The sequence below is a fragment of the Streptomyces sp. PSU-S4-23 genome, from assembly GCF_055632315.1.
Window position 1 is genome coordinate 7,244,740 of record NZ_JBVMUU010000002.1, and the last position, 22,137, is coordinate 7,266,876.

18 protein-coding genes are annotated in these 22,137 nt (G+C 73.3%); 14 read left to right on the forward strand and 4 right to left on the reverse strand.

Annotation, left to right across the window (positions count from 1 at the left end):
* Nucleotides 1-50 precede the first annotated feature (50 nt).
* From ACZ79I_RS32860 to ACZ79I_RS32880, 5 genes are all read left to right on the forward strand, one after another.
* Complete coding sequence (locus ACZ79I_RS32860; RefSeq protein ID WP_471502293.1) at nt 51-1,610, forward strand: PucR family transcriptional regulator; 1,560 nt, start codon at nt 51-53, stop codon at nt 1,608-1,610.
* A 358-nt stretch (nt 1,611-1,968) separates the two neighbouring features.
* A complete protein-coding gene (locus tag ACZ79I_RS32865; protein WP_471502295.1) occupies nt 1,969-2,811 on the forward strand; it encodes a nitrilase-related carbon-nitrogen hydrolase in 843 nt (280 codons plus the stop codon).
* Nucleotides 2,812-2,947: 136 nt separating this feature from the next.
* Nucleotides 2,948-4,351 carry a dihydropyrimidinase gene (hydA, locus tag ACZ79I_RS32870; RefSeq protein WP_471502297.1) on the forward strand — a complete coding sequence of 468 codons (1,404 nt, stop codon included), beginning with the start codon at nt 2,948-2,950 and terminating at the stop codon, nt 4,349-4,351.
* Between the two features lie 12 nt (nt 4,352-4,363).
* Entirely contained in the window at nt 4,364-5,383 is a 1,020-nt protein-coding gene (locus ACZ79I_RS32875) for a TIGR03842 family LLM class F420-dependent oxidoreductase (protein WP_471502299.1), read from the forward strand.
* Nucleotides 5,384-5,527: 144 nt separating this feature from the next.
* Nucleotides 5,528-7,054 carry an NCS1 family nucleobase:cation symporter-1 gene (locus ACZ79I_RS32880; protein ID WP_471502301.1) on the forward strand — a complete coding sequence of 509 codons (1,527 nt, stop codon included), beginning with the start codon at nt 5,528-5,530 and terminating at the stop codon, nt 7,052-7,054.
* A gap of 22 nt (nt 7,055-7,076) precedes the next feature.
* On the opposite strand, the gene ACZ79I_RS32885 is transcribed toward ACZ79I_RS32880, so the two are convergent.
* Both ACZ79I_RS32885 and ACZ79I_RS32890 read right to left on the reverse strand, forming a co-directional pair.
* Entirely contained in the window at nt 7,077-7,769 is a 693-nt protein-coding gene (locus ACZ79I_RS32885) for a hypothetical protein (RefSeq protein WP_471502303.1), read from the reverse strand.
* 240 nt (nt 7,770-8,009) lie between these two features.
* On the reverse strand, nt 8,010-9,008 hold the full coding sequence (locus tag ACZ79I_RS32890; protein ID WP_471502305.1) for a carboxymuconolactone decarboxylase family protein: 999 nt from the start codon (nt 9,006-9,008) through the stop codon (nt 8,010-8,012).
* 166 nt (nt 9,009-9,174) lie between these two features.
* Here ACZ79I_RS32890 and ACZ79I_RS32895 point away from each other — a divergent pair, with 166 nt between their 5' ends.
* Together ACZ79I_RS32895 and ACZ79I_RS32900 are read left to right on the forward strand one after the other, a co-directional pair.
* A complete protein-coding gene (locus tag ACZ79I_RS32895) occupies nt 9,175-10,290 on the forward strand; it encodes a sensor histidine kinase (RefSeq protein WP_471502307.1) in 1,116 nt (371 codons plus the stop codon).
* Between the two features lie 59 nt (nt 10,291-10,349).
* Nucleotides 10,350-10,976, forward strand: a complete 627-nt coding sequence (locus ACZ79I_RS32900; RefSeq protein ID WP_471505350.1) for a response regulator — start codon at nt 10,350-10,352, stop codon at nt 10,974-10,976.
* Nucleotides 10,977-11,034: 58 nt separating this feature from the next.
* Here the strand turns inward: ACZ79I_RS32900 and ACZ79I_RS32905 are convergent, their stop codons facing one another.
* Entirely contained in the window at nt 11,035-11,334 is a 300-nt protein-coding gene (locus tag ACZ79I_RS32905) for a DUF6480 family protein (protein ID WP_471502309.1), read from the reverse strand.
* 230 nt (nt 11,335-11,564) lie between these two features.
* On the opposite strand from ACZ79I_RS32905, the gene ACZ79I_RS32910 reads away from it, so the two are divergent.
* From ACZ79I_RS32910 to ACZ79I_RS32925, 4 genes are all read left to right on the forward strand, one after another.
* Nucleotides 11,565-13,385 (forward strand): gamma-glutamyltransferase family protein, encoded by a 1,821-nt coding sequence (locus ACZ79I_RS32910; RefSeq protein ID WP_471502311.1) that lies wholly within the window; start codon nt 11,565-11,567, stop codon nt 13,383-13,385.
* A 115-nt stretch (nt 13,386-13,500) separates the two neighbouring features.
* Nucleotides 13,501-14,346, forward strand: a complete 846-nt coding sequence (locus ACZ79I_RS32915; protein ID WP_471502313.1) for an inositol monophosphatase family protein — start codon at nt 13,501-13,503, stop codon at nt 14,344-14,346.
* Between the two features lie 161 nt (nt 14,347-14,507).
* Nucleotides 14,508-15,917, forward strand: coding sequence for a phytoene desaturase family protein (locus tag ACZ79I_RS32920; protein ID WP_471502315.1), 1,410 nt, complete (start codon nt 14,508-14,510; stop codon nt 15,915-15,917).
* Nucleotides 15,914-16,423 (forward strand): O-acetyl-ADP-ribose deacetylase, encoded by a 510-nt coding sequence (locus tag ACZ79I_RS32925; protein ID WP_471502317.1) that lies wholly within the window; start codon nt 15,914-15,916, stop codon nt 16,421-16,423. Before ACZ79I_RS32920 ends, ACZ79I_RS32925 begins: the two co-directional genes overlap by 4 nt.
* A gap of 728 nt (nt 16,424-17,151) precedes the next feature.
* On the opposite strand, the gene ACZ79I_RS32930 is transcribed toward ACZ79I_RS32925, so the two are convergent.
* The gene (locus tag ACZ79I_RS32930) at nt 17,152-18,630 is read right to left on the reverse strand and encodes a hypothetical protein (protein ID WP_471502319.1); all 1,479 of its coding nucleotides are present in this window, start codon (nt 18,628-18,630) and stop codon (nt 17,152-17,154) included.
* A 101-nt stretch (nt 18,631-18,731) separates the two neighbouring features.
* Between ACZ79I_RS32930 and ACZ79I_RS32935 the strand changes: the two genes are divergently transcribed.
* Genes ACZ79I_RS32935 through ACZ79I_RS32945 form a run of 3 tightly spaced genes read left to right on the forward strand, consistent with a single transcriptional unit; the run spans nt 18,732 to nt 22,110 of the window.
* Entirely contained in the window at nt 18,732-20,480 is a 1,749-nt protein-coding gene (locus ACZ79I_RS32935; protein WP_471502321.1) for an FHA domain-containing protein, read from the forward strand.
* Nucleotides 20,477-21,142 carry a serine/threonine-protein kinase gene (locus tag ACZ79I_RS32940; RefSeq protein WP_471502323.1) on the forward strand — a complete coding sequence of 222 codons (666 nt, stop codon included), beginning with the start codon at nt 20,477-20,479 and terminating at the stop codon, nt 21,140-21,142. Before ACZ79I_RS32935 ends, ACZ79I_RS32940 begins: the two co-directional genes overlap by 4 nt.
* The gene (locus ACZ79I_RS32945; RefSeq protein ID WP_471502325.1) at nt 21,073-22,110 is read left to right on the forward strand and encodes a serine/threonine-protein kinase; all 1,038 of its coding nucleotides are present in this window, start codon (nt 21,073-21,075) and stop codon (nt 22,108-22,110) included. Before ACZ79I_RS32940 ends, ACZ79I_RS32945 begins: the two co-directional genes overlap by 70 nt.
* The last annotated feature ends 27 nt before the right edge of the window (nt 22,111-22,137 follow it).

Consider the following 22,137-nt stretch of genomic DNA (forward strand, 5'->3'; position numbering starts at 1 on the left):
GCCGTCCATGAGGTGTCGTCCGTAAGAACCTGAGCAAGGGAACGTTCGCCATGAGCACCGCCTTGGAACCCGCCCTGTCGGTACGCCAAGTCCTCACACTGGACCGGGTGCTCGCCGGAGAGCCCGAGGTGGTGGCCGGTGCCGGTCACCTCGACCGCCCGGTGCGCTGGGTGCACGTCGCCGAGGCCGCCGACGTCGGTGTGATGCTCAGCGGTGGCGAGATGGTCCTCACCACCGGCGTCCTGCTCGCCGGCGACGAGGACAAGCAGGCCGAGTACATCCGGTCCCTGCACCGCGCGGAGGCCGCGGCCGTCGTCCTCGGACTCGGCCGCGCCTTCCCCACACCCCCCGATGTGATGCGCCGGGCCGCCGAACGCTGCGGGCTGCCCATGGTGGTGCTCCACCGCCCCTTCCCCTTCGCCGAACTGACCGAGGAGGTCCAGTCCCGGCTGGTGCGGCGGAAGTTCGCGGCCGTGAGCCTGTCGGAGTCCGTCCGCACGGCTCTGACGGGGCTCATCACCGCGGGCGCCCCGCTGCAGCGGCTGCTCGACGAGATCGCCGTGCACGCCGGCTGCCCGGTGATCCTCACCAACCTCGCCCACCGTGTGCTCGCCACGGCGGGGGAGCGGTCCGCGGTCGACGACGTGCTGCGCGACTGGGAACGGATCGCCCGGCAGGCCGGCGGAAGCGAGGGCGACGGCTGGGTCCGCGCCGAACTGGGCGCCTGCGGCGAGCGCTGGGGCCGGATCGTGCTGTGCGGCCACCGAGGCGACAGCCCCATCGGGCGGCTCCTCGCCGAGCGGGCGGCCGAGGCCCTGGTCCTGCACCGCATGCTCCACGGCTCGGTGCACTCCTGGGAGGAGCAGTCGGCGCAGAGCCTGCTGACGGACCTCGTCTCCGGCGTCGTACCGGCCCGCCAGCTCCTTCCGCGGGCGCGCGCGGCCGGGCTGCCCGTCAACCGCCGTACCTTCGTGCCCCTCGTCGTGGGCGAGGGCGAACCGGCCGCGCTCGACCGCGTCCTGCGCCTGCTCGGGCTTCCGGGACTGGTCGCCGAACTGGGCGACGGGGCCACCGCCGTGCTGCTCAGCCTCGCCCGCGACCAGGACGCCGAGGCGCTGACCGCGCACTTCGCGGCCCGGCTGCGCACGGAGTCGGGACGGTGCCAGGCGGTCGTCGCCGCTGCCGACGCGCGCGTCGCCTGGGAGGACGTGCCCGCCGGTCTGCGGGAGGCCCAGCACGTGGCCGACGCCGTCACCGAGCACTCGGCGGCGATGGACCTCCCGGCGGTCGTACGCCTCAGGGACGTCCATCTGCGCGGGCTGATCCGGCTGCTGCGCGACGACCCGCACGTCCAGTCCTTCGCCGAGCGGGAGCTCGACGGTCTGCTGCGCGGCCGCGACGCCGAGCACGATCTGCTGCCCGTGCTGCGGACCTATCTGGCCACCGGCCGCAACAAGTCGCGCACCGCCCAGCTCCACCACGTCAGCCGGCCCGCACTCTACCGCAGGCTGGAGGCCATCCAGGCCCGCCTCGGGGTCGACCTGGACGACTTCGAGCAGGCCGCCTCCGTGCACATCGCGCTGCTCGCCCACGACGCCCAACAGGGGTGAAACACCGTGGAGAAGAGCGGGAAACACACGCGCACGGGACGGGGTGACACGGTGGAACGCCGGGCGCCCGCAGACGTGACACGGTGCAACTCAAACCGTCCCGCCCGGCTTCCTAGGCTCCTGGGGCGAGCGCCGGAAGTCCCGTCTGCCCTGCGACGCCCTGCACGCACTCTCGCCGCACCGGGCGCAAGCCCAAGTACATCCAGTACGTGGGCTCGCGCCCGGCGCGCCGAGAGCACGCTCCCCCACTGCCTCAAGGGCGTGGGAGGTGCCCCCAGGACGCCGCAGGGCCCGTCCTTCGGCCGGACGACGGGATTTTTGGCGCTCGCCCCAGCACACCGAGCGACCGGAGGTCCCGATGAGCAGAGTGATCCGTGCGGCCGTCTTCCAGACCGCGTGGACGGGCGACAAGGAATCGATGATCCAGGTCCACGAGCGGGCGGCCCGCGACGCGGCCGCGCAGGGTGCTCAGGTGCTGTGCTTCCAGGAGCTGTTCTACGGACCGTACTTCTGCCAGGTCCAGGACCCGGCCTTCTACGAGTACGCCGAGCGGATTCCGGACGGCCCCGTCGTCAAGCGCTTCCAGGCGCTGGCGAAGGAGCTGGGCCTCGTGCTCGTGCTGCCCATGTACGAGGAGGAGCAGCCCGGCGTCCTCTACAACACGGCCGCGGTGATCGACGCCGACGGCTCCTACCTCGGCAAGTACCGCAAGACACACATCCCGCAGGTCAAGGGCTTCTGGGAGAAGTTCTACTTCCGCCCGGGCAACTCCGGCTGGCCCGTCTTCGACACGGCGGCCGGCAGGATCGGCGTGTACATCTGCTACGACCGGCACTTCCCGGAGGGCTGGCGGGCGCTGGGCCTCGCGGGCGCCGAGATCGTGTTCAACCCGTCGGCCACCTCGCGCGGTCTCTCCGGCTACCTGTGGCAGCTGGAGCAGCCGGCCGCGGCCGTCGCCAACGAGTACTTCATCGGCGCGATCAACCGCGTGGGCGTCGAGGAACTGGGCGACAACGACTTCTACGGGACCTCGTACTTCGTGGACCCCCAGGCGCAGTTCGTCGGCGAGGTGGCGAGCGACAAGGAGTCCGAGCTCGTCGTCCGCGACCTGGACATGGCCACGCTGCGGGAGGTGCGTGACCGGTGGCAGTTCTACCGCGACCGCGCGCCCGGCGCCTACACCCCGCTGACCGCGCCCTGACCCGGCGGCACCCGCGCCCCGACCCGGCGGCACCCGCGCCCCGGCCGGGGCGCGGGCGACCGAGCGGCAACAGACAACCGGCACCGTCCGACCGCACCCGGCGGAGCGTCCACGCAGGCAAGGGAGCAGAGGGAGCATGAGCAGCCGTACCGTCATCCGCGGTGGCCTCGTCGTCACCGCGTCCGACGAGATCCACGCCGACGTCCTGATCGAGGACGGCCGCATCGCCGCCCTCGCCGCGTCCGGCACCCCGGCCGCCGGGGCATGGACGGCCGAGCGCACCATCGACGCCACGGGCAGGTATGTGATCCCGGGCGGCGTCGACGCCCACACCCACATGGAGCTGCCGTTCGGCGGCACCTTCGCCTCCGACACCTTCGAGACCGGCACCCGGGCCGCCGCCTGGGGCGGCACGACCACGATCGTCGACTTCGCCGTGCAGAGCGTCGGCCACACCCTGCGCGAGGGACTGGACGCCTGGCACGCCAAGGCCGAGGGCAACTGCGCCGTCGACTACGCCTTCCACATGATCGTCTCCGATGTGAACCAGGAGACGCTCAAGGAGATGGACCTGCTGGTCGAGGAGGGCGTCACCTCCTTCAAGCAGTTCATGGCCTATCCGGGAGTCTTCTACAGCGACGACGGCCAGATCCTGCGCGCCATGCAGCGCTCCGCCGGCAACGGCGGCCTGATCATGATGCACGCCGAGAACGGCATCGCCATCGACGTGCTCGTCGAACAGGCGCTGGCCCGAGGCGAGACGGACCCGCGCCACCACGGCGAGGTCCGCAAGGCCCTGCTGGAGGCCGAGGCCACGCACCGCGCGATCCGGCTCGCCCAGGTCGCGGGCGCCCCCCTGTACGTCGTGCACGTCTCGGCGCAGGAAGCGGTCGCCGAGCTGGCCAGGGCACGCGACGAGGGCCTGCCCGTCTTCGGCGAGACCTGTCCCCAGTACCTGTTCCTGTCCACCGACAACCTCGCCGAGCCGGACTTCGAGGGTGCCAAGTACGTGTGCTCGACGCCGCTGCGGCCCAAGGAGCACCAGGCGGCCCTGTGGAAGGGCCTGCGCACCAACGACCTCCAGGTGGTCTCCACCGACCACTGCCCCTTCTGCTTCGTGGGCCAGAAGGAGCTGGGACGGGGCGACTTCTCCAAGATCCCCAACGGTCTGCCGGGCGTCGAGAACCGCATGGACCTGCTCCACCAGGCCGTCGTCGACGGGCACATCTCGCGCCGCCGCTGGATCGAGATCGCCTGCGCCACCCCGGCCCGGATGTTCGGCCTCTACCCGAAGAAGGGCACCATCGCCCCCGGCGCGGACGCCGACGTCGTCATCTACGACCCGCACGCCGAGCAGGTCATGTCCGCGAAGACGCACCACATGAACGTCGACTACTCGGCGTACGAGGGCAAGCGGACCACCGGCCGGGTCGAGACCGTCCTCTCGCGGGGCGAACCCGTCATCAGCGGGCGGGAGTTCACCGGACACGCCGGTCACGGCGTCTACACCCCCCGCTCCACCTGCCAGTACCTCGACTAGGAGTGGCGCACCATGGACTTCGGACTCGTCCTGCAGACCGACCCGCCGGCCTCGCGTGTCATCAGCCTGATGCAGCGGGCCGAGCGCAACGGCTTCCGCTACGGCTGGACCTTCGACTCGGCCGTGCTGTGGCAGGAACCGTTCGTGATCTACAGCCAGATCCTGGCGAACACCGAGCACCTGACGGTCGGCCCGATGGTGACGAACCCGGGGACCCGCACCTGGGAGGTCACCGCCTCCACCTTCGCCACGCTCAACGACATGTTCGGCAACCGCACGGTGTGCGGCATCGGCCGCGGTGACTCGGCGATGCGCGTCGCCGGCCGCAAGCCCAACACCCTGGCCCGCATCAGCGAGGCCATGAAGGTCATCCGGGCGCTGGGCCGCGGCGAGGAGGCCGACCTCGGCGGCACCGTGATCAGCTTTCCGTGGATCAGGCCCGGCGCCGAACTCCCGGTCTGGATGGCCGCGTACGGGCCCAAGGCCCTGAAGATGACCGGAGAGGAGGCCGACGGCTTCATCCTCCAGCTGTCCGACCTGTATCTGACCGAGTACATGGTCAAGGCCGTCAAGGACGCGGCCGCGGCCTCCGGGCGCGACCCGTCCGAGGTCACGATCTGCGTGGCCGCCCCCGCCTACGTCACCGAGGACGACTCGCCCGAGGCCCTCGCCCACGCGCGGGAGCAGTGCCGCTGGTTCGGCGGCATGGTCGGCAACCATGTGGCCGACCTCGTCGCCCGATACGGCGAGCACTCCTCCGCCGTCCCCGACGAACTGACCGACTACATCAAGGCCCGCGAGGGCTACGACTACGCCCACCACGGGCGCAGCGGCAACCCCGACACCGCGTTCGTGCCCGACTCGATCGTCGACCGGTTCTGTGTCATCGGCCCGGTCGAGAGGCACATCGAGAAACTGACCGCACTGCGCGATCTGGGCGTCGACCAGTTCGCCGTCTACGACATGCACGACGCGCAGGAAGCCGTCATCGACGCGTACGGAAGGGAGGTCATTCCCGCCGTCAACGGCTAGTGTCCCCAGGGCCTTCGGCCCGCCGCCCCTCCCGCTCGTCCCCTTCCCACCTCCCCGGGAAGGGGCCCAGGGCGCTTCTCGCGCACCCCCCATCGGCGCCGCCCCGCACGGCCTTTCCCGACCCACCTCATGATTGGCCTGCTCATGACCGACACCGCTCCCACGGCGATACCGCCGTCCGCCCAAGTCACCCTTCCCGACGGACGCGTGGAGATCGCCCCGGACTCCCCGCCGCCGAGTGGCCCGTACGCCAACGAGGACCTGCTTCCGGTCCCCGTCGGGAGGCGCACCTGGACCACGTACAACTTCTCCGCGCTGTGGGTCGGCATGGCCCACAACACGGCCTCCTGGACCCTCGCCTCCGGTCTGATCGCCGTCGGCATGGACTGGAAGCAGGCGGTGTTCACCATCGCCCTGGCCAATGTGATCGTGCTGGTCCCGATGCTGCTCACCGGGCACGCGGGACCCAAGTACGGCATCCCCTTCCCCGTCTTCGCCCGCGCCTCCTTCGGCGTGCGCGGCGCCAACCTGCCCGCCGTCGTGAGGGCGTTGGTGGCATGCGGCTGGTTCGGCATCCAGACCTGGATCGGCGGCGAGGCGATCTACTTCCTCGCCGGCAAGCTCATCGGCGACAGCTGGGCGAACGCGTCGAAGATCGGCGGCTACGCCTGGACGATGTGGCTGTCCTTCGCGATCTTCTGGGCGCTGCAGGTCGTCATCATCTACCGCGGCATGGAGACCATCCGCCGCTTCGAGAACTGGGCGGCGCCCTTCGTGCTCGTCGGCGCCTTCGTGATGCTGTGGTGGATGAGCGACAAGGCGGGCGGCCTCGGCCCGCTGTTCGACCAGCCGTCCAGGCTGGGCTGGGGCGGCGACTTCTGGAAGCTGTTCGCCCCCTCGCTCATGGGCATGATCGGCTTCTGGTCCACGCTGTCGCTGAACATCCCGGACTTCACCCGCTACGGCAGAAGCCAGAAGGCCCAGACCTGGGGCCAGTCGCTCGGCCTGCCGACCACGATGACCCTGTTCGCGTTCCTGTCGGTGCTGGTCACCTCGGGCTCGCAGGCCGTGTACGGCCAACCCGTCTGGGACCCGGTGCAGTTGGCCGCCAAGACGGACAACGAGGTCGGTCTGCTCTACGCCCTGGTGACCGTCCTCGTGGCGACCCTGTCCGTGAACATCGCGGCCAACATGGTCTCGCCGGCGTTCGACTTCTCCAACATCGCGCCCCGGCGCATCAGTTTCCGCGCCGGTGCCCTCGCCACCTGTGTCCTCGGCGTGCTGATCTTCCCGTGGAAGCTGTACTCCGACCCGCAGGGCTACATCTTCACCTGGCTCGGCCTGGTCGGCGGTCTGCTCGGCACGGTGGCCGGCATCCTCATCGCCGACTACTGGATCCTGCGCCGCACCCGGCTGGACCTGTCCGACCTGTACCGCACGGGCGGCCGCTACTGGTACGAGGGCGGCTGGAACTGGCGCGCCGTGGTGGCTTTCCTGGCGGGCGGCGTGCTGGCGATCGGCGGCGCGGACTTCCATCCGCTGATCGACGGCCGCCTGGTCCCCGCACTCAAGCCGCTCGCCGACTACGGCTGGGCGGTCGGCCTCGGCACCTCGATGCTGCTGTACGTACTGCTCATGCTGGCGCGCGGCCGGGAGGAGGCCACGGCCTGACCCGCACCGGGCGGGAGGACGGTCAGCTCGTCTTCTGACCGTCCTCCGGCGCGGCCAGCGCGGCCACCGCGTCCTTCGCGGCCTTGATGGCCCCCTTGTTGATCTCCTCCGTGGCGGGCGCCTTCTTCGTCTCGAAGTCGCTGCCGTTGTACGTGAGGGCCACCAGCGCGTTGGACGCGCGGACCAGCACGACCCCCTCACGCGTCTGCTGCTTGTCCTCGGTGCTGAGGTTCACCACGGAGTAGGCCGCGTCGCCGAGACCGGGCACCGTCCCTCCGCCGCTCTTCTCCGAGATGCGCTCCGCGTAGGACTTCTTCGCCTGCGCCTCCGATTCCATGATCTCGAAGGTCACGTCGAGCCACCGGTAGTCGTAGCCCTTGAGCGCGTTCCAGGAGCAGGTGCGCCGTACCGACCTGTCCGTGGAGGGGATCTCCTCGCCCGCCGGCTTGGCGCCCGGAACCAGCGACTTGATCGTCGCCGCGGGCAGGCTCGGGCACGGTGCGGGCGCGACGGCGTACTTCTTGGCCGCTGGGGACGCCCCGGGCGCGGAGGCACCGCCGGAGTCCCGGGCGCTCTGGGTGGAGTGCCCCGATGAGTGGTCGGTGGCCGGGGCCGCGGCGAGCGGCCCGGACGACAGGGCCCAGCCCGCGGAGGCGAGCACGGCGACCGGCAGCAGTCGCGCGGTCAGGGCGAGCGGCAGCGGAAGAGAATGCACGGCGCACTTCTCGTGGGGGGACGGTGCGGAGTGAGTCCACACTGCGGACGGGGACGCCAGTGTCACATGACTCTCTGTGGGGCGGAAGGGCGAACTCGCTCCGTGCCTGTGCGGTGACTGTGCATCATGCCGCCGCGGCCGCACCCGCCGTGCCCGGTTCGCTCGGCAGTGTCCCGATCGGTCCGGCACCGGATCCGCCGCAGCGCGGCAGCCGCCCCCGGCGGGAGCCGGCGGCTGCGCTCATCGCGACTCCCGGGCGGCCGGCAGGGGGAGCGCGGACTCGACGCGGTCGACGGCGGCGAAGGCGCCGTACGCGACCAGGCGCACCAGACACCGGTCGGTGCGGTCCGGCGCACGCCAGGCGGCCACGTCCTCATCGGCGATCCGGTACGGGGCGAGCGCCGCCAGCAGCGCGAGCCGGGCCCCGGGCCGGGAGCGGCCGGGCAGTTCTTCCCACGCGAGCGGCGGGTGCGCACCGTCCCATGTCCGGACGGCCTCCCGCACCAGGGCCCGGTCGGCCTCGTCGAGCAGGTCCCCGCCCGCCGAGGCGGCCGAGCGCAGCGCGGCGTAGGCGGGACCGACGGGTGTCCCGGCCGCCCAGGCCGGCCCCGGCCCGGGGCCGTCGAGCAGGGGCAGCGCCGCGCCGGGCACGGCACGCCGGCGCACGGTCCCGGCGATCGCCCGGCCGGCGATGCTCCGTACCGGCCGCAGCCGCTGCGCGTTTCCCGGCAGCAGCCGTTCGGTGACCAGGGCCGAGACGATCCGGTTGATGAAGTGGAAGGCGAACGCGGTGCCCAGATAGGCGGGGGCGTGCTCGCCCGGGAACGGGTAAGGCTCCAGCGGCGCGCCCGGGATCCGGGTGGTGCGGCCCCAGGCCAGGACGCGCGCGTGCTCCTCGCTCTGTGGCGCCACGCCACGGGCCAGGCGCTCGGCGAGCGCATGGTCGCCGGTGGCGTGCAGCAGCACGGTGTGCGCGTCCACGCAGAACGGGCACTTGTTGGCGATCGACACCCCGAGCGCCGCCAGCTCCCTGCCCGTGCGGCTGCCGGCTCCCGCGATCAGGGACTCGCGCATCAACGCCCAGGTGGGAGCGAGGATCTCGGGCGCGGAGGAGAGCACGACGAAGGTGGCCGGCCGGTCGATGCCGAAGTCCCGGGAGATCTGCCGGTAGACCTCGGCGACGCGGCCGGTGGCCGCCTTGGGCGGCAGGGGATCGGTGTAGCGGAATGCTGTGGTCATGGGAGGCAGCGTGCGCCTCGGCGGCGCGCGCGGTCGTCGTACCGCCGGAGGCAGTCGGGCTTACGGCAGAAGAAGCCGCCGGTGCGGGCACTACTGCGCGGGGAGTAGCCCGGGAGCCGTCCACAGGGCTGACGCCGGTGCCGGCACGGCGGTCTACTGTGCGGGCATGAGCGGGCTCCGGGTCACACGCACGCTTCTCGCCGACGCCGCCCTCGCGGTCGTGGTCGGCGCCCTCGTCGCGACCGCGGCCGCCTTCCGCCCGGCCACCACCGCCGTCGACTACGTGCTCGTCGCCCTGTCCGCGGCCGCCCTGGCGTGCTACCGCGCCGCCCCGCGCGCGGTGCTGGCCGCGACCACGGTGACCGGCACCGCGTACGTGCTGCACGCCCACCCGGGGCCGATCGCGGCGCTCCCCGTGCTGGGCGCCGTGCACACCGCGGCCCGCGCGGGGCACCGGGGCGTCGCGGCCGTGGCGGGCGGTGTGTTCCTCGCGGGGTACGTGGCGACGGGTCCGGCCGTCCAGGAGGCGGTGGAGCGGGCCGCGCTGCTCACGGGCTGGTTCCTGTGTGCGGTCGTCACGGGCCTGGCCGACCGCAACTGGCAGGCGTATCTGCGCCAGACCGAGCAGCGCGCCCTGGAGGCGGAGCGCACCCGGGAGGAGACGGCGCTGCGCCGCGCCGGTGAGGAACGTCTGCGCATCGCACGGGACTTGCACGACTCCCTCACGCACAGCATCTCGATCGTCAAGCTCCAGGCGGGCGTTGCCGTCCATCTCGCCCGCAAGCGCGGTCAGGAGGTGCCGCCCGCGCTGCTCGCCATCCAGGAGGCGAGCGGCGAGGCGATGCGGGAACTGCGCGCCACGCTGGACGTGCTGCGCACCGACGAGGGCGGCACCGGCACGCCCGCGCTGCTCGTCGAGCGGGCCCGCGCGGCGGGCCTGGCCGCCGAGTTGACGGTCACGGGGGACGAACGCCCGCTGCCGGCGGCCGTGGACCGCGCCGCGTACCGCATCGTCCAGGAGGCGCTGACGAACGCGGCGCGGCACGCCGGCCCCGCCAGGGTCACCGTCCATCTCGCCTACGGCCGTGAGACGTTGGCCGTCCGGGTCGACGACGACGGCTCCGCCTCCCCGTCGCGGCCGCCCACCCCCGGCACCGGACTGACCGGCATGCGCGAACGGGTCACCGCCCTGGGCGGCACCCTGCACGCCGCGCCCCGGGCGCAGGGCGGCTTCTCGGTGCGGGCCGCACTGCCGCTGGCGCCGGCGGAGGGGGCATCGTGAACGCGGCGGATGGACCGAGGGCCCGCATCAGGGTCGCGCTCGTCGACGACCAGGCCCTGATGCGCGCCGGCTTCCGGGCACTGCTGGACGCCGAGGACGGCATCGAGGTGGTGGGGGAGGCGGCCGACGGTGAGCGGGGGCTGGCGCTGGTGCGCGCGCAGGTGCCCGACATCGCGCTGATCGACGTGCAGATGCCGGTCATGACGGGTATCGAGGCGACCCGCCGGATAGCCGCCGACCCGGCGCTCGCGGCCGTCCGCGTGGTGATCCTCACCAACTACGGCCTGGACGAGTATGTCTTCGAGGCGCTGCGGGCCGGCGCCAGCGGGTTCCTGCTGAAGGACACCGAGCCCGCCGACCTGCTGCAGGCGATCGAGGTGGTCGCGCGCGGCGGGGCGCTGTTGTCGCCGTCCGTCACCCGCACCCTCATCGGAGAGTTCGTGGCCCGGCCCCCGGACCGGGCGACGGCACCGGGCCTGGAGACCCTGACGCCCCGCGAACGCGAGGTCACGGCGCTGGCCGCCCGCGGCCTGACGAACGAGGAGATCGCCGCGCACATGGTCATCAGTCCGTTCACGGCCAAGACGCACATCAGCCACGCCATGACCAAGCTGGGCGCCCGTGACCGTGCCCAGCTCGTGGTGTTCGCCTACGAGTCCGGCCTGGTGCGGGTGCGCACGACATGACCCCCGGGCGCCGGGCCGCCACCCGGCGCCCGGACCGGTCTCCCGGCCGCGGCACCGCTCACACCGCGAGCATCACCGCGAAGGCCAGGAAGAACGCGGCCACCAGCACCGTGAGGACGAGGATCGCGGTCAGCGGTGCCTTGGCCCAACCGCGTGTGCGGTCATAGCTCTGCTTCGGGGCGGCACCCGAGATGCAGCTCTCGCCGGGCGGGGTCTCGCCCGGCGGCACCCCGCCGGGCTCCACGCCCAGGGGCCGCGCCGGCTCGGGGCCGGGCGCGGCCCTGGGCTCCGGCTCGGGGGCGCGGTAGCGCACGTCCTGCGTGCCGCCCGCTTCCCTGTCCTGGTCCATGTGGTTCATACCCACTGAATACCCCCACTATGGGATATCACCCTCCTATTACTGAATGAACCGCATGAACCGCATGAACAGGCTGAACCGCATGAACAGGAGGAAAGCCATGAACAGGACGGCCCCCTCTTCACCGGAGGCGCCATGGTGGCCGCCGTCCCCGTCGCCGTACCGTGTTCGCGTCCCGTCCCCGCCCGGCAGCCAGGACAGACCGCCGCGCGCGACCATCGAGGTGAGAGATGCCGTTCACCACCCGGCCCACGCTCCAGGGCACCTTCGGCATGGTGTCCTCCACCCACTGGCTGGCCTCCCAGTCGGCGATGGCCGTGCTGGAGAGCGGCGGCAACGCGTACGACGCGGCCGTGGCGGGAGCCTTCGTCCTCCACGTAGTGGAGCCGCACCTGAACGGGCCCGCCGGTGAGGTCCCGATCCTCCTCGCCCCGGCGGGCGGCGAGGTGCGGGTGCTGTGCGGGCAGGGAGTCGCTCCCGCCGCGGCCACGATCGATCACTACCGGGGACTGGGTCTGGACCTCGTCCCCGGCACCGGGCCGCTCGCCGCGGCCGTGCCGGGCGCGTTCGACGCCTGGATGCTCCTGCTGCGCGACCACGGAACCAAGTCCCTCGCCGACGTCCTGGCCTACGCCATCGGCTACGCCGAACACGGGCACGCCCCCGTGGAGCGCGTCGGCGAGACCGTCGAGAGCGTGCGCCGGCTGTTCGAGACGGAGTGGGCGTCGTCGGCCGAGGTGTACCTGCCGGGCGGGCGGCCGCCGCGCCCCGGCGCGCTGCTGCGCAATCCCGCGCTGGCCGCCACCTGGAAGCGGCTGCTCGCCGAGGTGTCACAGGCGGGCGACCGGACGGCGCAGATCGAGGCGGCACGGGAGGTGTGGCGGTCCGGCTTCATCGCCGAGGCCCTGGTGCGCCAGGCGCGGCGGCCCACCATGGACACCAGCGGTGAGCGGCACGAGGGCACCCTGACGGCCGCAGACCTGGCGGGCTGGTCCGCCTCCTACGAGGCTCCGGCGACGTACGACTGGAACGGCTGGACCGTGTGCAAGGCGGGCCCCTGGAGCCAGGGCCCCGCCCTGCTGCAGCAGCTCGCACTGCTCCCGCCCGAGCTGCCGCCGTACGGCTCCGCGCAGTACGTCCACCTGCTGATCGAGGGCTGCAAGCTCGCCATGGCCGACCGCGAGGCGTGGTACGGCGACGCGGCCGACGTGCCGCTCGGGGAGCTGCTGTCGGACGCCTACAACGCCGAGCGGCGCGCCCTGATCGGCGACAAGGCGTCGTACGAGCTGCGGCCCGGGGCCCCCGGGGGCCGCGTTCCGCGCCTGAGCGAGTACGCGCGCGTGGTGGCCGGCGGCGAGCCGGGCTTCGATGCCCTGGGGGCCGGCGAGCCCACGGTGGCCCGTGCGACCGGGAGCGGGGAGCCGTCCGTGGCGGCGGACGGGAGCACCCGCGGCGACACCTGCCATCTGGACGTCGTCGACCGCTGGGGCAACATGGTCGCGGCCACGCCCAGCGGCGGCTGGCTGCAGTCCAACCCGGTGGTGCCCGAACTCGGCTTTCCGCTCGGCACCCGACTCCAGATGACCTGGCTGGACGAGGGCCTGCCCAACTCCCTGACACCCGGCCGCCGCCCTCGGACCACCCTCACCCCGTCGATCGCGCTGCGTGACGGGGAACCGGTACTCGCGTTCGGCACACCGGGCGGCGACCAGCAGGACCAGTGGCAGACGCACTTCTTCCTTGCGGCCGTGCTGCGCCCGCCGGTCCGTGGCGGCCTCGACCTCCAGGGCGCCGTCGACGCCCCGAACTGGCACAACGACGGTTTCCCGGGATCCTTCTACCCGCGCGGGATGCGCCCCGGCAGCGTCACCGTCGAGTCCCGCATGGACCCCGAGGTCGTCGAGGAACTGCGCCGCCGCGGCCATGACGTCACCGTCGGTGACCCCTGGTCCGAGGGGCGGCTGTGCGCGGTGGCCCGGGACCCGGAGACGGGTGTGCTGTCGGCGGCGGCGAATCCCCGCGGCATGCAGGGCTACGCGGTCGGCCGCTGAGCCCGGGCGCCGTGACGCCCCGTCCTCATGCCGATTCCACCCGTGTTCATGCCGATTCCACCCGCGGTACACCGGCTCGGCGAGGAATGTCAGGGGCGCGTGCTCTCATGGAGTCATGATCGAAGACATGGAAACCATCGAGGAGTTTCTCGCCCGCGGCACGTCCGACGTCGAGGAGGCCGTCCGCAGGGCAGCCGGCACGGAGATCATGCCGCGCTTCCGGCAGCTCGCCGCGCACGAGGTCGACGAGAAGAACGGCCCGCACGACCTGGTCACGGACGCCGACCGCAAGGCCGAGGCGTATCTGACCGAGGCGCTCGCCAAGATGCTGCCCGGCTCGGTCGTGGTGGGCGAGGAGGCGGTCCACGCCAATCCGGCGACCTACGACGCGATCCGGGGCGAGGCACCGGTCTGGATCATCGACCCGGTCGACGGCACCCGCCAGTTCGTCCACGGCGATCCCGGATTCTGCACGCTGGTGGCGCTCGCCCAGCGGGGCGTCGTGCACGCCTCGTGGATGTACGCGCCGGCCCTGGACCGGTTCGCCACGGCGACGCGGGGCGGGGGCGCGTTCCTCGACGGCGAGCGCCTGCGGTCCGGCTCGCCCGCGCCGGGCCGTGACCTGGAGGTGGCCACGTCCCACCCGTTCTACACGACGGACGAGCAGAAGCGCGCCCTCCTCGGCCTGCAGACGGAGGGCGTCCGCCCGCGCTCGTGCGGCTCGGCGGGCCTGGAGTACCTCCACATCGCGCAGGGCCGGCTGGACGCGACGGCCTTCTCATGGGAGGCGGCATGGGATCACGCGGCGGGACTCCTCCTGGTCGAGGAGGCGGGCGGCGCACACCTGACGCTGACGGGCGAACGGTTCCGCGTCACGGGCGGCAACGCCCTGCCGTTCACCGCCGCCCGGGACGAGGCCACGGCACGCCGGGTGGTGGAGCTGCTCTCCGACACCGTTTGATCCCGGGCCCGGGACACCGCCCGACCGGCGCGTACAAGACCGCCCGAGCGGGACCGTCGCTTCATCAGGAGGTGCCCCCGCGCCCCGCGGGGTGTCGGTCCACCGGCATATCCTGATCCTCAGTGGCCACCGGCTGACGAAGGAGTCCGAAGGTGCCGTCGATGCTCGATGCGGTCGTGGTGGGGGCGGGGCCCAACGGGCTGACGGCTGCCGTGGAGCTGGCCCGCCGCGGCTTCTCCGTGGCGGTCTTCGAGGCCCGCGACACCATCGGCGGAGGCGCTTGCACCGAGGAGCTGACGCTGCCCGGCTTCCGGCACGACCCGTGCTCCGCGGCGCACCCCCTCGGCATCAACTCGCCCGCGTTCAGGGCGCTGCCCCTGCAGCGCTACGGACTCGAGTGGCTGCACGCCGAACTGCCGATGGCGCATCCCTTCCCCGACGGCACGGCCGCCGTGCTGTCCCGGTCCGTGGCCGAGACGGCCGCCTCGTTCGGACCGCGCGACGCGGGGACGTACCGGCGGCTGGTGGAGCCCTTCCTGCACCGCTGGGACACGCTGGCCCGCGACTTCATGTCCCTGCCGCTCACGGCCCTCCCACGGGACCCGGTCACCCTGGCCCGCTTCGGCCTCGCCGGCCTGCCCCCGTCGACGTGGCTGATGCGCCGCTTCCGCGACGAGCGGGCGAAAACGCTGTTCTCCGGGCTCGTCGCCCATGTGATCGCACCGCTCGACGGGTTCGCCACCGGCGCGATCGGCCTGGTCTTCGCGCTGGCCGCGCACGCCCGCGGCTGGCCGGTGGCCCGCGGCGGCTCCCAGTCCGTCTCGGACGCCCTCGCCGCCTATCTCAAGGACCTCGGCGGCGCCCTGCACACCGACTACGAGGTCAAGCGTCTCGACGACCTGCCCCCGGCCCGCGCGTACGTCTTCGACACCTCGCCCACCGCCCTGGCCCGCATCGCGGGCTTCGGCAGGTACTACGAGGGCTACCGCTACGGCCCCGGAGTTTTCAAGATTGACTACGCCCTCGACGGCCCCGTGCCGTGGACCGCGGAGGAGGCGCGCGTCGCCGGCACCGTGCAGATCGGGGCGGACAGCGCGGAGATCGGCGCGGCCCTGCGCGCGGTGTCCAGAGAGGGGCGCGCGCCGGACAGGCCGTTCCTGATCACCGTGCAGCCCAGCGTCGCCGACCCCACCCGCGCCCCCGAGGGCAAGCAGGTCTTCTGGGTGTACGGCCATGTGCCGAACGGCTGGACCGGCGACCTCACCGACGCCATGGAACGCCAACTGGAGCGCTTCGCACCGGGTTTCCGCGACCGGGTCCTGGCCCGCGCCACCGCGGGCCCGCCCGAACTGGCCGCCCGCAACGCCAACTACGTCGGCGGTGACATCGCCTCCGGCGCGGCGTCCGGACTCCAGCTCCTCCTCCGTCCCAAGCTCTCCCTTTTCCCCTACGGCACCCCTCACCCTGCCGTCTTCATCTGCTCGTCGGCCACCCCGCCGGGGCCCGGCGTGCACGGCATGTCGGGCCACAACGCGGCGAAGGCCGTATGGCGCAGGCTGCGGCAGACATGACCACCATCACGCTCCTCCAGGGCGACATCACCCGGCAGAGCGCCGACGCGATCGTCAACGCGGCCAACTCCTCGCTGCTGGGCGGGGGAGGGGTGGACGGGGCGATCCACCGGCGCGGCGGCCCCGCGATCCTGGAGGACTGCCGCAGACTCCGTGCCTCTCGGTACGGCAAAGGGCTGCGGACGGGTCAGGCCGTCGCGACCACGGCGGGCGACCTGGACGCGCACTGGGTGATCCACACGGTGGGCCCGCGATTCTCCACCCAGGAGGACCGCTCGGCACTGCTGGCCTCGTGCTACCGGGAAGCCCTGCGCGTCGCCGACGAACTCGGCGCCCGCACGGTCGCGTTCCCGGCCGTCTCCGCCGGTATCTACGGCTGGCCGCTGGAGGACGCGGCCCGGATCGCGGTGGAGACGGTCAGGGCCGCGGCGACGGAGGTCGAGGAGGTCAGGTTCGTCCTCTTCGACGAACGGGCCTACGAGGCGTTCGCCGCGCAACTGGCCTGAAGCCCTGGCGTTCTGAAGCCCTGTCGGCCTGTCGGCCTGTCGGCCTGTCGGCCTGTCGGCCTGTCGGCCTGTCGGCCTGTCGGCCTGGCGGTCTGACGTCCTGGCGGCCCGGCGGTCTGAAGGGACCGCGTCCGACCGGCCGCCCCATAGCGTTGCCGACCATGGGATGGAGATCTCGGGGCAGGAAGAAGCCCGCTTCCCCCGCCGGCCGGGGGGACCTCGCGGAGTCCTACGTGCTGGGCCTGGTGGCACAGTGGCGCGAAGGGCTCAGCGGCCTGCGCCGGCAGCTCGCGGGCGACCGGGTCCAGGCGTCCGCGGCGCTGCTCACCGCGGACTGGCCGCGGCCGCGGACGGGGGGCTCCTACGCGCGGACGTACGCCGTCCTGGTGCACCCGGCTCAGCCGGGGACAGGTCTGGCCGTATTGCATCGGAGCGCGGGAGCCGGGGCCGGGCCGGCGACGCACCGCGAGGCGGAGACAGGCTGTTCAGCCCTTGCGCCGGTCGGGCCGCCCCCTCTATAACGATCCTGCAGGCTTCGGTGGGGATGGCCGGAAATGGCAGCCAGCCGCCGGCCAGGGGGGTCCTCAACTCCGCCGGGTTCAGCACCAGAACACGCAGACCGACGGAGACGTGAGGACATGACCGACAACGCCTTTCGCGATGCCATGACCCGCCTTGCGGTCGACCCGGCGTTCAGGGCCGAGCTCGACGGCGACACCGACGAGGTGTCACGAAGACTCGGGCTGACGCCCGAACAGGTGGCCGAACTCCGTGAGCTTCGTGTCGAATCCGGCACCGCCGCGGGGCCGGCCGCGCTCGACGCCAGGCTGTCCAAGTCGTCCCTTTTCTTCGGTGGCGCGGCCCACGCACTGGCCCACCACGATGTGTCCGCGGACCATGTGCCGGTCGATCACGCCCCGGTCGACCACGGCGCGCCGGACGCCGGGGCGCCGGACGCCGTTGCCCACGCTGCCGACCCCGGAGACTACCGGGGCCAGGGTGGTGCGCTGGACGGGGCGGCGTCCGACAGCCTCAGCCTGATCGGCCGGACGCTCGACGGCACGTCCCCGGGCAGCGGGCACGATGCGATGGGCGATCCCGGCGGCTCGGCTGACTTCGGCGCCTTCGGTTCGTTCGACGACGTGACCGCCTCGCCGGGCGGTACGGGACATGACGCCGCGGGGATCGCCGGGGCCTTTGGAGGAGAAGGCGGCCTCGACGGCGGGCCGGACGGCGGTTTCGGCGGCACCGGGGCCGACTTCGGTGGCTTCGGTGACGGAGGCGCGGACGGTTTCGGCGGCGGAGACGGCGGTCCCGGCGACTTCGGTGGGGGCGAAGGCGGTTTCGGCGGCTTCGGGGGTCCCGGTGGCGGCGCTGAAGGCGGCTTCGGGGGCTTCGGCGGCCTCGACGGCGGGGACGGCGGTTCCGGAGGCGGCTTCGGCGGTTCCGGAGGCGGCTTCGGCGGTTTCGGTGGGCACGGCGGCGAGGGCGGTTTCGGCGGCGGCGAGGGCGGTTTTGACGGCGGCGAGGGTGGTTTCGGCGGCGGGCACGGGGGCGACGCCGGTCACTTCGGCCATGGCGGCCTCTACGAGCGCGGCGAGGGCGGGGACGGCGGCGGCGAAGGCGGGGGTGGTGAAGGCGGCGGTGGTGAAGGCGGCGGTGGCGGCGACCAGGAGAACACCGGCCGGCGACCCGGCGGCGGTGGCGAAGGCGGGGGCGGCGAAGGCGGCAGCGGCGGTGGTGAAGGCGGGGGCGGTGACAGCGGCGGCGGTGACGAGGGTTCCGGTCACGGTCACGGCGGGTCGTCCGGCGGTGGTGAAGGCGGGGGCGACGGCGGTGGCGGTGGCGGTGACGAGGGTTCCGGCCACGGACACGGCGGCGGTTCCTCCGGTGGCGGTGAGGGCGGCGGCGAAGGCGGCGGTGGTGAGGGCGGTGACGGTGGCAGCCAGGAGAACACCGGTCGCCGGCCCGGCGGCGGTTCCTCCGGCGGCGGTGAGGGCGGCGGCGAAGGCGGCGGTGGTGAGGGCGGTGACGGTGGCAGCCAGGAGAACACCGGTCGCCGGCCCGGCGGCGGCTCCTCCGGTGGCGGCGAAGGCGGCGGCGACGGCGGTGGCGGTGAGGGCGGCGGTCGGGCAGACGTCCCCGGCGGTTTCGAGGCCACGCGCGGTGGAGTGACGACCCCCGGGACCGACGGTCTGCGCGGGCACCTGTCGCCCTCCGGCCCCGGCAGCGCAGCGTCCGGAGGCGGCCTCTCCGGCGGCGCGTTCACCAGCGGTGCCGGAGCAGGCTGAGCCGCATGCTGTGCCATGTGTGTCGCGTTCACGTACGGCGCGACTTCCCGTACTGCCTGCACTGCGGCACGCTCCGCCGCGGCGCGGCGCCGACGTCCTTCGCCGCGCCGCAACTGCGCGGCGTGGACGACCCCACCCTGCTCGTACCGCTGACGGGTCCGGTGACGACGCTGGGCCGGGGCGCGGACAACGACGTCGTCCTGGCCGACGGCAGCGTGTCGCGCCGGCATGCCCGGATCGTGCGCACCGAGGGGGGCTTCCGGATCGAGGACCTGGACTCGTTCAACGGCACGGCCGTCGGCGGTGTGGACCTGCACGGCGGTTCGGCGCGTCTCGCCGACGGCGCCCACCTGTCCGTCGGCGACGTCCGCCTGGTGTTCGAGCAGCCCCGCGATGCCCGGATCGGCTCGCGCACCGTGGTCGCCGGTACCCAGCTGACCCAACTGCCCGTCGCGCTCCAGGAAGAGGCGCCGGAGGCCGCCGGCCCCCTCACCGCGCGACCCCGCCGTCGCTCCGGGTGGGCGCTCAAGCAGGTGCCCACGGACCGTGGGGAACCCCACTGGGTGCTGAACAACACCCGCACCGGCGTCTATCTGCGGCTGGACGAGCGCGAGGTGTTCCTCTGGAACGCCGTGGACGGCGAGAACACCGTACGGGACCTGCTGTTCGCCTACGCGGACCGCTTCGGTGAGCTGGCGCTGCCGCGGATCGAGGCCGCGCTGGCGGCGTTCGCGGACGCGGGGCTGCTGCGCGGCCTGCCCGGCCGCCCCGGACAGGAGAAGACCACGGGCTGGCGGCGGGCCGGGCGGGCGCTGTACCGGGCCCTGCTGAGGCTGGAGGTGTCCGTACGGGGCCTCGACGGCGTCGTGACCCGCCTCTACGGCGCGTTCGGCTGGAGGTTCTTCACCCGGACCGGGGTGACACTCGTCTGGCTGTCCGTGGTCGGCGGCGTGGTCGCGTTCTTCACGGCGCAGCGGAGGCAGCACCTGCTGGACTTCGCCGGAGCCGGGGCCTGGGGCCCGGTGGCGCTGGCCGCGGGGTACGTCTCGGCCCTGGTGGTGCACGAGCTGACCCACGCCCTGGCCGTGAAGTCGTACGGCCGCAGGGTCCGGCGCGGCGGCTTCATGCTCATGATGGGGATGCCCTTCGCGTTCGTGGACACGAGCGACATGTGGTTCGGCACCCGCTGGTCGCGTGTCGTGGTGGCGCTGTCGGGTCCGGTCGCGACGGCGGCCCTGGCCGGCTGGTGCGCCGCGGGGGCGGCGTACCTTCCGGCCGGCCCGGCCTCGGCCGTCCTGTTCCATCTGGCCTTCGGGCTGTACCTGAACACCCTCTACAACTTCAATCCCCTGATGCCGCTGGACGGTTACCAGGCGCTGACCGACGCGCTGCGTGTGCCACGGCTGCGTGAGGAGGCGAGCGCCTACTTCCGCAGGGGTCTCTGGCAGGATCTGCGGGCGGGGCGCAGGCCGGGACCGCGCCAGACGGGCATGGCCGCCTACGGACTCGCGGTCGTCGTCGGGACGTACGGCTTCCTGGTCCTGGCCCTGCTGGCGTGGCGTTCCCGGCTGGGGGACCTGCTGCACGGGCGGGTGCCTCCGCCGTGGGACTCGGTGATCGTGGCGGTCGTGGTCGGCCTGGTGGCGTTCCCGGTGTGGGCCGGGCCGGTGCGGTGGCTGGTACGCCTCGTGCGACGGCGTCGCGGAGCCGACGGCGGCCCGGTGTCGCCCGCGGTGGCCGGCACCGCCGTGGAGGGCGCGGCATGACCCGTGGCGGCATGGCGGAAGGCGCGGACCGCGCCGGTGGACAGGACGGCGCGCAGGCCGGTGCGCGGGGTGACGGACAGTGGGCCGTCCCCGGGTACCTCGCCGTGCGTACGCTCGGCGAGGGCGCGGGCGGCCGCGTCGTACTGGCCCGGCACACGGCGACGGGCGTACCGGTCGCGGTCAAGTACCTCAGTGACCGTCTCCGCGGTGACCAGGAGTTCCTCGCCCGCTTCCGGGCCGAGGCCCGGCTGCTCGGCGACCTGCGGCACCCGTGTGTGGTGCGGCTGTACGAATACGTGGAGGCGCGGCGGGGCGCGGCGATCGTCATGGAGGCGGTGAACGGGGTCAGCCTCCGTGAACTGCTGCGCACGCGCGGCGCGACCGGCCCGGAGGCCGCCCTGGTCCTGCTGAAGGGCTCCTTGCTGGGGCTCGGCGCGGCCCACGCGGCCGGAGTGGTGCACCGCGACTACAAGCCGGAGAACGTGCTGGTCCGCGCCGACGGTTCCAGTGCCCTCGCCGACTTCGGCATCGCCGTACGCGCCGGCCGCGAGACGGAGGCCGCGGGCACGCCCGCCTACATGGCGCCCGAGCAGTGGCGGGGGAGCCCGCGGGACCGGCGGGCGACGTGTACGCCGCGGCGGCGGTGTTCTTCGAGTGCCTGACCGGCCGGCGGCCGTTCACCGGTGACGACGCGTCGGCGCTGCGACTTCAGCACCTGCGGGCCCCCGTCGCGCTGGACGACGTACCCGCCCCGGTACGCGGCCTGCTGCGCGAGGGCCTGGCCAAGGACCCGGCGGACCGGCCCGGGATCGAGGCGTTCCTGGCCGATCTCGAACGGGCCGCCACCGAGGGCTACGGCGTCGGCTGGGAGGAGCGCGGACGCCGACGGCTCGCCGAACTCGCCGCCCTGGCACCTCTGTTGTTCTCCTTCGCCACCACAGCGGCCGTCCACGAGTCCACCCGCGCGCTGACCCTGCTGGGCCGGCTGAAGCGTGGCGGCTGGAAGGCGGCTGCCGGGGCGGCCGCGCTGGCGGTGGTCGCCGGCGCGGTGACCTCCGCGACGGCCGGTGCGCACGACACCACGACGACGGTGGCCGGTTCAACACCGTCGGCGTCTTCCGGCGTGACCTCTTCCCCCTCGGCCTCGCCTTCACCCTCGTCGTCCGCCTCGCCCGGCACGGCCACGCCGACGGCCGGCGGATCCCCCTCCGGCACGGCCCCGGTGGGCCCCGCGCCGAGCGACTCGCCGGCCACGCCTTCCACGACCGGCGCACCGCCCTCCCCGACGGCGGCGGCCGTGACCCCGGTCGCGCCGACGCCGGGCACGGTGACCATCACCATCGACTCCTGGCGCCGGGGGCAGAACCCCGGCACGCTGGTCGCCGACGTCACCGTCCGCACCACCGGCACCGGCCCCCTGACGCTGACGGCGGACTTCTACGTCGGCACGCCCGCCAACCCCTACGGTTCCCGGACACAAACGCTGTCGGGCGGCACGCAGTACACCGCGAGCTTCGAGGCCGACTTCTCCAACCACCCGTGCGGGGGCACATGGGACGTCGCCCTCACGAGCAGTCCGCAGGCCGCGAACGGATCGCAGACGGCCTCCGCGGACGCGCCACCGTGCTGAGCGACCACGTCATCGGGGCGCCGGTAC